This is a genomic window from Pseudomonas sp. R-28-1W-6, assembly GCF_009799925.1.
Lineage (GTDB): Bacteria > Pseudomonadota > Gammaproteobacteria > Pseudomonadales > Pseudomonadaceae > Aquipseudomonas.
The window spans coordinates 196,021-208,264 of the sequence record NZ_WELK01000002.1 but is presented as its reverse complement, the minus strand read 5'-3'; the positions used below and the strand labels follow the sequence as shown (position 1 = coordinate 208,264).

Annotated in this window: 13 protein-coding genes; 7 read left to right on the top strand and 6 right to left on the bottom strand. The window is 66.5% G+C overall.

The window, feature by feature from the left end; all coding sequences use genetic code 11:
* Positions 1–8: 8 nt before the first annotated feature.
* On the bottom strand, positions 9–1,946 hold the full coding sequence (locus F3I62_RS05165; protein WP_160488622.1) for an ATP-dependent DNA helicase RecQ: 1,938 nt from the start codon (positions 1,944–1,946) through the stop codon (positions 9–11).
* A gap of 163 nt (positions 1,947–2,109) precedes the next feature.
* Here F3I62_RS05165 and ppk2 point away from each other — a divergent pair, with 163 nt between their 5' ends.
* On the top strand, positions 2,110–2,940 hold the full coding sequence (ppk2, locus tag F3I62_RS05160; protein ID WP_160488621.1) for a polyphosphate kinase 2: 831 nt from the start codon (positions 2,110–2,112) through the stop codon (positions 2,938–2,940).
* 130 nt (positions 2,941–3,070) lie between these two features.
* Here the strand turns inward: ppk2 and F3I62_RS05155 are convergent, their stop codons facing one another.
* Positions 3,071–4,336 carry a uracil-xanthine permease family protein gene (locus tag F3I62_RS05155; RefSeq protein WP_160488620.1) on the bottom strand — a complete coding sequence of 422 codons (1,266 nt, stop codon included), beginning with the start codon at positions 4,334–4,336 and terminating at the stop codon, positions 3,071–3,073.
* Positions 4,337–4,338: 2 nt separating this feature from the next.
* Positions 4,339–4,977, bottom strand: coding sequence for a uracil phosphoribosyltransferase (gene upp, locus F3I62_RS05150; protein WP_160488619.1), 639 nt, complete (start codon positions 4,975–4,977; stop codon positions 4,339–4,341).
* Between the two features lie 272 nt (positions 4,978–5,249).
* Between upp and F3I62_RS05145 the strand changes: the two genes are divergently transcribed.
* Both F3I62_RS05145 and F3I62_RS05140 read left to right on the top strand, forming a co-directional pair.
* Positions 5,250–5,807, top strand: coding sequence for a hypoxanthine-guanine phosphoribosyltransferase (locus F3I62_RS05145; protein WP_160488618.1), 558 nt, complete (start codon positions 5,250–5,252; stop codon positions 5,805–5,807).
* On the top strand, positions 5,808–6,278 hold the full coding sequence (locus tag F3I62_RS05140) for a WbuC family cupin fold metalloprotein (RefSeq protein ID WP_160488617.1): 471 nt from the start codon (positions 5,808–5,810) through the stop codon (positions 6,276–6,278).
* A 65-nt stretch (positions 6,279–6,343) separates the two neighbouring features.
* On the opposite strand, the gene dauA is transcribed toward F3I62_RS05140, so the two are convergent.
* On the bottom strand, positions 6,344–8,065 hold the full coding sequence (gene dauA, locus F3I62_RS05135; RefSeq protein ID WP_160488616.1) for a C4-dicarboxylic acid transporter DauA: 1,722 nt from the start codon (positions 8,063–8,065) through the stop codon (positions 6,344–6,346).
* A 146-nt stretch (positions 8,066–8,211) separates the two neighbouring features.
* Here dauA and F3I62_RS05130 point away from each other — a divergent pair, with 146 nt between their 5' ends.
* Complete coding sequence (locus tag F3I62_RS05130) at positions 8,212–8,499, top strand: PA4642 family protein (protein WP_160489024.1); 288 nt, start codon at positions 8,212–8,214, stop codon at positions 8,497–8,499.
* A 389-nt stretch (positions 8,500–8,888) separates the two neighbouring features.
* Entirely contained in the window at positions 8,889–10,379 is a 1,491-nt protein-coding gene (mqo, locus tag F3I62_RS05125) for a malate dehydrogenase (quinone) (RefSeq protein WP_160488615.1), read from the top strand.
* Between the two features lie 75 nt (positions 10,380–10,454).
* Here mqo and F3I62_RS05120 read toward each other — a convergent pair whose 3' ends face one another.
* Positions 10,455–10,688 carry a hypothetical protein gene (locus F3I62_RS05120; RefSeq protein WP_160488614.1) on the bottom strand — a complete coding sequence of 78 codons (234 nt, stop codon included), beginning with the start codon at positions 10,686–10,688 and terminating at the stop codon, positions 10,455–10,457.
* A 168-nt stretch (positions 10,689–10,856) separates the two neighbouring features.
* On the opposite strand from F3I62_RS05120, the gene F3I62_RS05115 reads away from it, so the two are divergent.
* Positions 10,857–11,441, top strand: coding sequence for a YajG family lipoprotein (locus tag F3I62_RS05115; protein ID WP_160488613.1), 585 nt, complete (start codon positions 10,857–10,859; stop codon positions 11,439–11,441).
* Positions 11,442–11,512: 71 nt separating this feature from the next.
* On the opposite strand, the gene F3I62_RS05110 is transcribed toward F3I62_RS05115, so the two are convergent.
* On the bottom strand, positions 11,513–11,719 hold the full coding sequence (locus F3I62_RS05110; protein WP_160488612.1) for a hypothetical protein: 207 nt from the start codon (positions 11,717–11,719) through the stop codon (positions 11,513–11,515).
* Between the two features lie 221 nt (positions 11,720–11,940).
* Between F3I62_RS05110 and F3I62_RS05105 the strand changes: the two genes are divergently transcribed.
* Entirely contained in the window at positions 11,941–12,222 is a 282-nt protein-coding gene (locus F3I62_RS05105) for a hypothetical protein (protein ID WP_160489023.1), read from the top strand.
* Positions 12,223–12,244: the final 22 nt, after the last annotated feature.

Below are 12,244 nucleotides of genomic sequence, written 5' to 3'. Positions count from 1 at the left end.
GGCGTGGGTCAGGCGCGGCCATCGTGCAGCACCAGCCAGTCGCGTACTTCGGCGTAGGGATGCTCTTCCAGCGCGGCAAAGCCGGGAATCTGCCGGGCCTTGAGCTTGGTGAAGAGCGGCACGCTGATGCCGCAGAGGAAGCGGGTCAGGCATTCGGCGCTGGGCGCTTGGCCCTTGGCCTCCTGGTGGCGTTGGACAAAGGCGCCGGCGATGGCCTGCCGGTCGTATTCGGCCAGCGGGCGCAGCGTCGGCGGCGCGGGCAGGCGGGCGACCCGGCCGTGGCACACCGAGCAGTGGCCGCAGCGCTGCGGCGCCTGGGCGTCGCCGAAGTAGGCGGCCAGGCGCTGGCTCAGGCACTGCTCGCTGGCGAACAGCTCGAGCATGGCCTGGATGCGGGCGATTTCGCTGGCTTCCTGCTGGAGGAAGTAGGCGTGCAGCTCTGCGCTCAGTTGCCGTGGATCGAAGTGCCGGTCGAGCAGGGCGTAGACCTCGGTCATCTGCTTGCTTTCCAGCTCGATCCAGCCGCGCTCCTGGAACCAGTCCAGGGCCTTGATCACCCGCCCGCGCTCGGCCTGGTACCGGTTGTACAGGGCGTCGAAGTCCACCGTGCACCAGGTCCGCGCGCGGCTGGAGCTGGCGATGATGGCCTCGACGAACTGGCGGCGCTCGCCGTCGAACTTGTCCAGCAGGGCCTCGGGCTCGATCAGGTACTTGAAGCGGTATTCGGCGAAGTAGGCGTAGCGCGGGGCGATGATGCCCCTGAGTTCGAGTTGCACCAGCAGGGTCTTGAGCGGCAGCTGGCGGATATTGCTCTGCTCGGAGAGCTGGTTGAGCATCAGCTCCCATTGGCCGTCCGGGCTGTTGCCCAGCAGCTCATCCAGCACGCAGCGGATGCCGGCCAGCTCCGGCGTGTCGCCGTAGACGAAGTTCTCCAGCACGTTGAGGCTGTCGCGGTTGGCCAGCACCAGGCAGTCGGACGGCTGGCCGTCGCGCCCGGCGCGGCCGATCTCCTGGCTGTAGTTCTCGATGGACTTGGGCAGGTCGAAATGCACCACGTTGCGGATGTCGGCCTTGTCGATGCCCATGCCGAAGGCGATGGTGGCGACGATGCAGTTGATCCGCCCGTCCATGAACTGGCGCTGGATCGCCTCGCGCGTCTCGTGGGGCATGCCGGCGTGGTAGGCGCTGGCGGCGATGCCGCGCTGGCTGAGCTGCTCGGCCACCTGCTCGGCGGTCTTCTGCTGGGTGACGTAGACGATGCTCGGCTCACCGGCCTTGGCCCCCAACCACTCGACCAGACGGCGCTGCTTGTCGCGCCCGGCGACCGGCTCCACCAGCAGGTTGAGGTTGGCCCGGTAGAAGCCGGTGGTGACCACGTCATCTGCGGCAATGGCGAACTTCTTCTGCATGTCGGCGATCACCGGCGGGGTGGCCGTGGCGGTGAGCAGCAGCACCTGGGGAATGCCGAACTGGTGCTGGTAGTCGGGCAGCTTGAGGTAGTCCGGGCGGAAGTTGTGGCCCCACTCGGAGATGCAGTGCGCCTCGTCGACCACCAGCAGGGAGATCGGCACCTGGCCGATGAAGTTACGGAAGCGCTCGTTCTTCAGACGCTCCACCGAGATCATCAGGATCTTCAGTTCGCCGGATTTGGCGCGGGCCATGGTTTCGGCGGTCTGCTCGCGGCTCTGCGCCGAATCGATGCTGGCCGCGCTGATGCCGCGGGCATGGAGGAAGGCCAGCTGGTCCTGCATCAGCGCCAGCAGCGGCGAGACCACCAGGGTCAGGTGCGGCAGGTGCAGGGCCGGCAGCTGGTAGCACAGCGACTTGCCCGAGCCGGTGGGGAAGATCGCCGCCGCGGAACGGCCGGCCAGCACGGCATTGACCACCCGCTCCTGGCCGGGGCGTAGCTGGGAGAAACCGAAGACGCGGGAAAGGGTAGCGAGCATGGGGTGGCCGGGGACTAGCGCAATGAGGGGCAGACCATAGCGCGCCGCTGGCGCGTGGCGCCAGCGCGGCGGCGTATTGGCCACGCTGTTGATCCAGCGCATGGAAGGGCGGCGGTTGGCGATCTAGGCTGATGGTGGGTCAACATCAACGACAGGATTCGACATGAGCAAACACAAGGGCAAGGCCAAACAGGGACAAGACGAAGCAGCCGAGGCTGCCAGCGCCAAGCTGTCGCGCAAGGATTACGAGCAGCAGCTGCATGATCTGCATGTCGAACTGGTGAAACTGCAGCAATGGGTAGTGGCCACCGGCGCCAAGGTGGTGGTGGTGTTCGAGGGCCGCGATGGGGCGGGCAAGGGCGGCACCATCAAGGCGCTGACCGAGCGGGTCAGCCCGCGCATCTTCCGCGTGGTGGCGCTGCCGGCGCCGACCGAGCGGGAAAAGAGCCAGCTGTACGTGCAGCGCTACATTCAGCATCTGCCGGCCGCCGGCGAGATCGTGATCTTCGACCGCAGCTGGTACAATCGCGCCGGCGTCGAGCGGGTGATGGGCTTCTGCGACGAGACGCAGCTGCGCAAGTTCCTCAATGGCGCGCCGCTGGTCGAGCGCAACATGGTCGAGTCGGGGATCATCCTGCTCAAGTACTGGCTGGAGGTCAGCCCGGAGGAACAGGAGCGGCGCCTGCGCGCACGCATCGAGGATGGCCGCAAGACCTGGAAGCTGACCGCGATGGACATCAAGTCCTACAACCGCTGGGATGCCTATACCCAGGCCCGTGACGAGATGTTCGAGGCCACCGACACGCCCTGGGCGCCCTGGTTCGTTGCCCGTTCCGAAGACAAGAAGCGCGTGCGCCTGAACCTGATCAGCCACCTGCTGCAGCAGATTCCCTACCAGGCGATTCCGCAGCCCAAGGTCAAGCTGCCCAAGCGCAAGATCGGCGCCTACAAGGCGGCCAACTATCCATTCAAGTACATCGCCGAGCCGTTCTGAGGCAGAGCCGGGTGCCCCTGTTCAGGGCACCCGGTTGGCGCAGAAGCTGTAGGGTGCGCCGTGCGCACCAGAGGCCCTTGCGTGGCTTGTGGTGCGCACGGCGCACCCTACGCAAGAATCGGCCAGCCCTTCAGATTTCCGGGTCCAGCGGCGGGTGCTTGTGCCAGGCGCTGCCGCCCGGCAGCAGCAGGTTGAGCCCCAGCGCACTGATGGCGCACAGCGAGATGCCGGACAGGGCGAACTCCTGGCCGCCGATGACCATGCCGCCGATGCCGAACACCAGGGTCACCGAGACGATGATCAGGTTGCGCGCCTCGGCCAGGTCGACCTGGTGGCGGATCAGGGTGTTCAGCCCGACCACGGCGATGGAGCCGAACAGCAGGCAGAGGATGCCGCCCATCACCGGCACCGGAATGCTCTGCAACGCAGCGCCGAACTTGCCGATGAAGGCCAGGCCGATGGCGAACACCGCCGCCCAGGTCATGATCTTCGGGTTGAAGCTCTTGGTCAGCATCACCGCGCCGGTGACTTCGGCGTAGGTGGTGTTGGGCGGGCCGCCGAACAGGCCGGCGGCCGAGGTGGCCAGGCCGTCGCCGAGCAGGGTGCGGTGCAGGCCGGGCTTGCGCACGAAGTCCTTGCCGGTCACGGTGCCGACCGCGATCACCCCGCCGATGTGCTCGATGGCCGGGGCCAGGGCCACCGGCACCATGTACAGGATGGCGCCCCAGTGCAGTTCCGGCGCGACGAAGGCGGGAATGGCCAGCCAGGGCGCGGCGGCGATGCCGGCGGTGTTGATTTCGCCGAAGAAGGCCGCCATCACGCAGCCGACGATGATCCCGGCGAGGATCGGTACCAGGCGCAGCAGGCCGCGGCCGAGTACGGCCACCAGCAGGGTGGTGACCAGCGCCGGCATGGAGATGAACATGGCGGTCTGGTAGGGCACCAGTTGCGCGCTGGCGTCGCCGGTCTTGCCCATGGCCATGTTCACCGCCACCGGCGACAGGGCCAGGCCGATGGCGATGATCACCGGGCCGATCACCACCGGCGGCAGCAGGCGGTCGACGAAGCCCGGGCCCTTGAGCCGGACGGCCAGGCCGAGGAAGGTGTAGACGAAGCCGGCGGCAACCACCCCGCCGAGCACCGCGGGCAGGCCGAACTCGCCCTTGGCGGCGATGATCGGCGCGATGAAGGCAAAGGACGAGGCCAGGAACACCGGCACCTGGCGGCCGGTGGCCAGCTGGAACAGCAGGGTGCCGATGCCGGCGGTGAACAGCGCGACGTTGGGGTCCATGCCGGTGATCAGCGGCATCAGCACCAGGGCGCCGAAGGCGACAAAGAGCATCTGCGCGCCGGAGATCACCTGGCGCCAGAGCGGGTCGTTGAATTCATCGCGCATGCTCAGGCGTCCTTCTGCTTGGTGCCGAAGATCTTGTCGCCGGCGTCACCCAAGCCGGGAATGATGTAGCCGTGCTCGTTGAGGCACTGGTCGATGGAGGCGGTGAAGATCATCACGTCCGGGTGGGCGTCGTTGACCACCTTGATGCCTTCCGGCGCGGCGACCAGGACCATGGCGCGGATTTCCTTGCAGCCGGCCTTCTTCAGCAGGTCGATGGTGGCGACCAGGGAACCGCCGGTGGCCAGCATCGGGTCGATGATCAGCGCCAGGCGTTCGTCGATCTCCGGGGCGAGCTTCTCCAGGTAGGTGTGCGCTTCCAGGGTTTCCTCGTTGCGCGCCACGCCGACGGCGCTGACCTTGGCTCCGGGGATCAGGCTGAGCACGCCGTCGAGCATGCCGATGCCGGCGCGCAGGATCGGCACCACGGTGATCTTCTTGCCGGCGATCTTCTCCACCTGCACGGTGCCGGCCCAGCCCTGGATCTCGCAGTTTTCCAGGGGCAGGTCGTTGGTTGCCTCATAGGTGAGCAGGGCGCCCACTTCCTGGGCCAGTTCGCGAAAGTTCTTCGTGCTGATGTCGGCGCGGCGCATCAGGCCGAGCTTGTGGCGGATCAGGGGATGGCGGATCTCGCGGATGGGCATGCAGGGTCTCCGGGGAGGGCGGCTGGAATACTGTCTAGAGTAAAGCACTGGTCATGCCAGCTGGACGACGCGCAGTTTACTGACTGACTTGAGTGAATGGTCAGAAAATATCCGCCCAGGCTTGCCCTGGCGCATCAGTCTGAGTACCTTTGCCGACCATTTTTTATGACCTACCATCCCTGGCGGGCCCTTCGGGCCGTCGCTACGCGACGTTAACCATTGCTCCCGGTCATTGTTTAACCAGCCTATTTCCTCGCTTCCCGGAGAAGACCATGTCTGCCGACCTCGCCCACATCCGCCAAATCATGGCCGAAGCCGATTGCCTGTACACCGATGCGCAGGTCGAAGCGGCCATCGATCAAGTCGCCGAGGTCATCAACGCCGAGCTGGCCGAGAGCAATCCGGTGGTGTTCTGCGTGATGAACGGCGGCCTGATCTTCGCCGGCAAGCTGCTGCCCAAGCTGGGCTTCCCGCTGGAACTGTCGTACCTGCATGCCACCCGCTACCGCAGCGAAACCACCGGCGGCGAGCTGTTCTGGAAAGCCAAGCCGGAAATCTCCTTCATCGACCGCGAAGTGCTGATCATCGACGACATCCTCGACGAGGGGCACACCCTGTCGGCCATCATCGACTTCTGCAAGCACGCCGGCGCCAGCCAGGTGCACACCGCGGTGCTGATCGACAAGGTCCACGACCGCAAGGCGCGCCCGGATCTCAAGGCCGACTACGTCGGTCTGCCCTGCGAGGATCGCTTCATCTTCGGCTACGGCATGGACTACAAGGGCTACTGGCGCAATGCCGCGGGCATCTATGCGGTCAAGGGCCTGTAAATGCCGGTTCCGGCCTTCCTCGACCGTGACCTGTTCGCCGCGCTGACGGCCAGGGCGGCGCAGAGCCCGCGTCAGCGCAGCCACCATAACCTGCACGAGATGGACGAGCCCTGTCACCGCCTGGTGGTGGGGCTGCAGCCGGATACCTACATCCCTCCGCACCGCCATCTGTCCCGGGACAAGGCGGAAAGCCTGCTGGTGCTGCAAGGGCGCATCGGTCTGCTGCTATTCGGTGAGGCAGGTGAATTGCGGGGCACTCGGCTGCTCGAAGCGGGCGGCGAGTGTGTTGGCGTCGACCTGCCGCCCGGACAGTTCCATGCCCTGGTGGTGCTGGCAGCGGACAGCGTGCTGTTCGAGTGCAAGGCCGGCCCCTACCGCCCTCTGGGCGAAGGCGAGCAGGCCAGCTGGGCGCCTCGGGAAGACGAGGCCGCTGCGGTCGAGTACCTGACCTGGATGCGCGCGCAGTTCTGATTGCCCGCGAGCCCGGATGCAATGCGGGAAATGCCCCGGATAACGCTCCCCGGATTGCATCCGGGCTACGGATTACCCGTTTGCTCCAGCCAACTCAAGGCCTTGGCCCGCGCCTGGGGCAGGTCGCGGGCATAGGCCAGGCGGCCGTTCTCGCGCTGCACCCCGGCGCGGCGCAGCTTCAGGCGCAGGCGCGGCGATACGCCGGCCAGCACCAGGCCGATGTCATGCTGCTGGTAGTCGTGCAGCACGTTCTCCAGGGCGGCCAGGGCGGTCATGTCCAGCAGCGGCACCGCGCTCATCTCGACTATCACCACCCGCACCTCCGGATTGAAGCGGCGCAGCACGCTCAGCGCCTTTTCCGCCGCGCCGAAGAACAGCGGCCCGCGAATGCTGTAGGCCAGCACCTGTTCCGGCAGTTCGCCGAGGCTCTGCAACTGGTTGCGCGGCAGCACGGCGGTGTCGGTCAGTTCGCTCATGCGCTTGATGAAGATGCCGGTGGCCAGCAGCAGGCCGACGCCCACGGCCAGCACCATGTCGAACAGCACGGTGAGCACCAGGCAGGTCAGCAGCACCAGCACATCGCTGCGTGGCGCCACGCGCAGGGTGTGCAGCACGTGGCCGGGCTCGCTCATGTTCCACGCCACCACCAGCAGCAGGGCGGCCAGCGCCGCCATCGGCAGGTAGCTGAACAGCGGCGCGAGCAGCAGCATGGCCAGCAGCACCACGCCGGCATGGATGATCGCCGCCAGCGGCGAGGCGGCGCCGGCGCGCACGTTGGCGGCGCTGCGGGCGATGGCGGCGGTGGCGGTGATGCCACCGAACAGCGGGGCGACCAGGTTGCCCAGGCCCTGGCCGATCAGCTCGGCATTGGGATCGTGCTTGCTGCCGGTCATGCCGTCGGCGACCACGGCACACAGCAGCGACTCGATGGCGCCGAGCATGGCGATGGCGAAGGCCGGGCCGAGCAGCTGGCGAAACAGCTCGAAGGACAGCTGCAGCGGCTGGCCGTGGGCGCCCGGCAATTGCCAGGGCCAGGCGAAATCCGGCAGGAACGGCGGAATGCCGGGATGGCTGACGCCGTCCACCCTGTAGCTGAAACGCTCGCCGAGGGTGGCCACCGGCAGGTCGAGCCACTCCAGGGCGAGGGCGAGCAGGGCGCCGACGGCCAGGGCCGCCAGGTGACCGGGCACCTTGGGCACAAGTTTCGGCCACAGCAGCAGGGTGGCCAGGCTGGCCGCGGCGACCAGGCTGTCGCCGGGGCGGAAGTCCGGCAGGGCCTGGCCGAGCAGGGCCAGCTGGTCGAGGAAGTGCTGCGGGGTGCCGGCCAGGCGCAGGCCGAGCAGGTCCTTGACCTGCAGCATGGCGATGACGATGCCGATGCCGGCGGTGAAGCCCAGCGTCACCGGGTAGGGCACGAACTCGATCAGCTTGCCGGCGCGCCCCAGGCCCAGGGCGATCAGGATCAGCCCGGCCAGCAGGGTGCACAGCAGCAGGCCGCCGAGGCCGTATTGCTGGGTGATCGGCAGCAGGATCACTACGAAGGCGGCGGTCGGCCCGGAGACATTGAAGCGCGAGCCCCCGGTCAGGGCGATCAGCGGGGCGGCGACCAGCACGGTGTAGAGGCCGTGCTGCGGCGGCACGCCGACCGCGATGGCCAGGGCCATGGCCAGGGGGATGGCGATGATGCCTACGGTGATCCCGGCGCCGATATCGCCGCGCAGGGCTTGCCACGAGTATCCGCCACGCCAGACCTGGCGCCAGGCGGCAAACAGTTGGGGTAAGGGCATCGCAGGCTCCGCATCGCTTGGCTGCAGTATAAAAGCTGGCGGGCGCCGGGCGCGCGTTCGCCAGCGGATCTTTTAGTCGCGTTGAGCGCGCTGGCGGGCGAGGGTAAACTGCCGGCCCCGTGATGGTCGTTGAGCTGGAATAGATGATGCGTAAAGACAAGAAACAGGTGATTGGCGAAGAAATCAGCGATGACTCGATCAAGCTGTTCCTCGCGGTCGAGCCGGCTGACGCCACGCCGCCATCCCTGCACAAGCTGGTCAAGGCCTACCGTGGTCTGCGCATCGACGATTTCGAGCGCTTTCTGGGCTTCTTCAAGGACGCCGGTTACGACCTGAATGCCACGGATGCCCAGGGGCGCGATTTCGTTGCGCTGATCCAGGATCAGCGCCTGGCCGAACCCTATGTCGAGGCGATCAAGGCCGCGCGCGGCTGATTCGGCCAAAAAACAGGATCGACGGATGCCTTCGGCGCAATTTTTGCGTCTGAAAATGCGTCATTAATGGTATTGTGCGCGCCGAAAAACCCGGTCCGGCAAAGGTCGCCTTGCGCCTGCTCGCCGGACCGGCGCGAACCACCCGCCTGGAGCGCTTGCAGGCTCGGCGGTGGGGTGCGCAAGGGTGAGGTTTGCGCGTGCGGGCTGCCCACAGGTGGCGCGTAGCAACAATGAGGTTGCGAGAATCGGGTCAGGCTGGCGAACCGGCCCCTGATGATCGCCCCTCCGATATTCCAGGCACCTGTCTGGCTGTCAGTGATTAGTGGTTGATGCGCGGCTCAAAAGGCCGATGCCATCAATTTGGTACTGCAGATCTTGGAGAAGCGTTAATGACGCAAGACAATCACGAAACTGTGGATGTGCTGCTGGTCGGCGCCGGCATCATGAGCGCCACCCTGGCGGTGTTGCTGAAGGAGCTCGATCCCGGCCTCAAGCTGGAAATCGCCGAGCTGCGCGAGTCGGGAGCGATTGAAAGCTCCAACCCGTGGAACAACGCCGGTACCGGGCACGCCGGTTTGTGCGAACTGAACTATACGCCGCAAGCGGCCGACGGTTCGGTGGACATTAAGAAAGCCGTGCAGATCAACACCCAGTTCGAAGTCTCCAAGCAGTTCTGGTCCTACCTGTGCGGCAAGAGCGCCTTCGGTTCGCCGAAGACCTTCATCAACCAGGTGCCGCACCTGAGCTTCGTGCGCGGCGAGAAGGACGTCAGTTTCCTCAAGACCCGCCATGCGCAGCTGACCCAGCATCACGCCTTTGCCGGCATGCAGTACAGCGAAGACGCGGCCACCATGGCCGAGTGGATGCCGCTGATGATGCAGGGCCGTGCCGCCGGTGAGCGCATCGCCGCCACCCGCGCGCAGAACGGTACCGACGTCAACTTCGGCGCGCTGACCAACCAGCTGCTGCAGTACCTGGCCAGCCAGGGCGGCATCAATGTCAGCTACAACCAGAAAGTCACCGGCCTCAAGCGCACTGCCGACGGCTGGAATGTCGAGATCAAGAACACCCAGAGCGGCGCCTGCCGCGAAGTGGCGGCCAAGTTCGTCTTCCTCGGCGCTGGTGGCGGCGCGCTGCCGCTGCTGCAGCTGTCCGGCATCCCGGAAGGCAAGGGCTTCGGCGGTTTCCCGGTGAGCGGCCAGTGGCTGCGTTGCGACAACCCGGAAGTGGTCAAGCTGCACCAGGCCAAGGTCTACAGCCAGGCGGAAGTCGGCGCGCCGCCGATGTCGGTGCCGCACCTCGATACCCGCGTGGTCGACGGCAAGACTTCGCTGCTGTTCGGCCCCTACGCCGGCTTCACCACCAAGTTCCTCAAGCACGGTTCGTTCCTCGACCTGCCGCTGTCGGTGCGTCCGAGCAACATCGGCCCGATGCTGGCCGTGGCGCGCGACAACATGGACCTGACCCGCTACCTGATCAAGGAAGTGCTGCAGTCCCAGGAGCAGCGCCTGGACGCCCTGCGCAAGTTCTATCCGCAGGTGAAGGCCGAAGACTGGAGCCTGGAAGTGGCCGGCCAGCGCGTGCAGATCATCAAGAAGGACGCCAAGAAGGGCGGCATCCTGCAGTTCGGTACCGAGCTGGTATCGGCCGCGGATGGTTCCATCGCCGCCCTGCTGGGCGCCTCGCCGGGTGCGTCGGTGACCGTGTCGATCATGCTCAACCTGATCGAGCGCTGCTTCGCCGAGCAGGCCAAGAGCGAGGCCTGGTCGCGCAAGCTGCAGGAAATCTTCCCGGCCCGCGAGTCGGTGCTGGAGGAGAATGCCGAGCTGTACCGCGAGGTCAGCGCGCAATCGGCCGACCGCCTGCAGCTGAATGCCTGAGCCGGCTGACGCGTGATGAAAAAACCGCCCCACGGGGCGGTTTTTTATGCGCGGGTGTGCGCGGCAGTCGCGAGCTTAGGCCGCCAGGGCCGAGCCTGGGCGGCTTACGGGCTGGCGGGGCAGGGCGAGGGTATGGTTCGGTAGCGTCCGGCCCAGCCAGCTCGGGCAGATTTCCTCGACTTCGACCCAGCCCGGTTGGGTCGGTGCGCTTTGCGCCTCACGCAAGGCGCGGCAGACGCCGGCGGCATCCAGCAGGGCATAACGGCGCATCGTGCGGCGCGGGGCGAGCAGGCTCCACAGACTCATCATTCGGTTGTCCTCTTGGTGTGCCCGAACCTTATCGCATGACCGGGTGACAACGCCGTGACAGGAACTGCGGCAGCCCGGCCGCGGTCAGAAAAACCAGCTGTCAGCCCGCAAGGCCGCTGGTTATACTGCCGGCCGTTTACGCCACCCCCCTTTCTGGAGAGATCAAGCATGATGAACCGTGCCCTGCTCGGCCTGATCGCCCTGCTCAGCCTGTCCCTGGTTGGCTGTGCGCACAGCCCGCAGCAGCTCAAGCCGCAGCCGAAACTCAATGCCGCCCTGGTGGCCGTCGGCCAGGGCCAGCCGGTCGTCGTGCGGGTCGCGGATGGGCGTCCGTCGCCGAAACTGGGCACCCGCGGTGGTCTGTACCCGGAAACCAGCGCGATCAGCGTGCAAGGCCAGGACATCCTGCCGCGCCTGCAGGCCGAGGCCGAGGCGGCGGTGCGTCTGCTCGGCTTCACCCCCAGCCCGAATGCCTACAACGCCCCGCAGCTGACCCTGACCCTGGCCGACCTGCAATACCAGTCGCCGAAGGAAGGCATGTATGTCACCGAGGCCGATATCCGTGCGACCTTCCGCGTCGACGTGCAAAGCGGTGGCCGTCGCTACAGCGGTCGCTACGGCGCCTCGCTGAACCAGCGCTTCGGCATGGCGCCGAACCAGGAAACCAACACCAAGCTGGTCAGCGACGTGCTCAGCGATGCCCTGACCCGTGCCTTCAAGGACCCGACCATCGGCCAGATGCTGGCCCAGTAAGGCGTCTGCGCTACATAAAAAACCGGCCAAGGCCGGTTTTTTTGTGGGTGCAACAAGGCCGGTTCGACTATTCAGGCGGCTTGCTGGTAGAGCTGCGGCAGGCTGATTCCGGTATCCGGGTCGCATTCCGGCAGCTCCGGGTGGCCATGCCCGCCCAGGGCGCAGTACACCAGCCACTGGCGATCCTGCACGTTGACGGCGAAGGCGTCGATCAGCGCCTGCTGCTCTTCACTGTGGGTGATGCGGTAAAGGTGATCCTGGACTTCGGCGTGCAACATGACGGGCTCCTTTGAGTGCAGGCGGGCAAGCCTGACAGGCCGATGTGACCGGGCGATGAAGGGCACGCACGGCACGCACATTCGTCGGAATCAACGGCGACGCCCAGGTCGCTCCGGTAGACTCCGCGACCGTAATCAGAACGTCGGCCGCGTGCCGCCGCTCCCGTCCGTGCTCCGGCTGCGTGGCTCGCCGCGCCGGCCACCTGAAGCAGAGGTTGATGATGTCGCTGCAGGTTCTCTGGTCGCTGTTCCTCAATCACCCGGCCCAGGCGCTCAACGCGCTGGCCCTGTTCTTCGCCGGCGCCGGCAGCTGGCTGCTGCTGGCCACCCGCTTGCGCGAGCAGCGCTCGCTGGCCCGCCTGGCGTCGCAGGGCGCGCTGGAACTGGATACGGACGCCTTGCCGGATGAGCCGAGCCTGCGCCTCAATCGCTTCTTCTACCGCTTCGCGATCGGCACCCTGCTGCTGGCGCTGCTGCTGAGCTGGTACAGCACCGGGCTGTGATGCTCCGCAAATGAAAACGGCA

Bases quoted from the DNA above. Each gene is read 5' to 3' on its own strand.
- F3I62_RS05165 (WP_160488622.1), bottom strand. From the start codon at position 1,946: ATGCTCGCTACCCTTTCCCGCGTCTTCGGTTTCTCCCAGCTACGCCCC.
- ppk2 (WP_160488621.1), top strand. From the start codon at position 2,110: ATGAGCAAACACAAGGGCAAGGCCAAACAGGGACAAGACGAAGCAGCC.
- F3I62_RS05155 (WP_160488620.1), bottom strand. From the start codon at position 4,336: ATGCGCGATGAATTCAACGACCCGCTCTGGCGCCAGGTGATCTCCGGC.
- upp (WP_160488619.1), bottom strand. From the start codon at position 4,977: ATGCCCATCCGCGAGATCCGCCATCCCCTGATCCGCCACAAGCTCGGC.
- F3I62_RS05145 (WP_160488618.1), top strand. From the start codon at position 5,250: ATGTCTGCCGACCTCGCCCACATCCGCCAAATCATGGCCGAAGCCGAT.
- F3I62_RS05140 (WP_160488617.1), top strand. From the start codon at position 5,808: ATGCCGGTTCCGGCCTTCCTCGACCGTGACCTGTTCGCCGCGCTGACG.
- dauA (WP_160488616.1), bottom strand. From the start codon at position 8,065: ATGCCCTTACCCCAACTGTTTGCCGCCTGGCGCCAGGTCTGGCGTGGC.
- F3I62_RS05130 (WP_160489024.1), top strand. From the start codon at position 8,212: ATGCGTAAAGACAAGAAACAGGTGATTGGCGAAGAAATCAGCGATGAC.
- mqo (WP_160488615.1), top strand. From the start codon at position 8,889: ATGACGCAAGACAATCACGAAACTGTGGATGTGCTGCTGGTCGGCGCC.
- F3I62_RS05120 (WP_160488614.1), bottom strand. From the start codon at position 10,688: ATGATGAGTCTGTGGAGCCTGCTCGCCCCGCGCCGCACGATGCGCCGT.
- F3I62_RS05115 (WP_160488613.1), top strand. From the start codon at position 10,857: ATGATGAACCGTGCCCTGCTCGGCCTGATCGCCCTGCTCAGCCTGTCC.
- F3I62_RS05110 (WP_160488612.1), bottom strand. From the start codon at position 11,719: ATGTTGCACGCCGAAGTCCAGGATCACCTTTACCGCATCACCCACAGT.
- F3I62_RS05105 (WP_160489023.1), top strand. From the start codon at position 11,941: ATGTCGCTGCAGGTTCTCTGGTCGCTGTTCCTCAATCACCCGGCCCAG.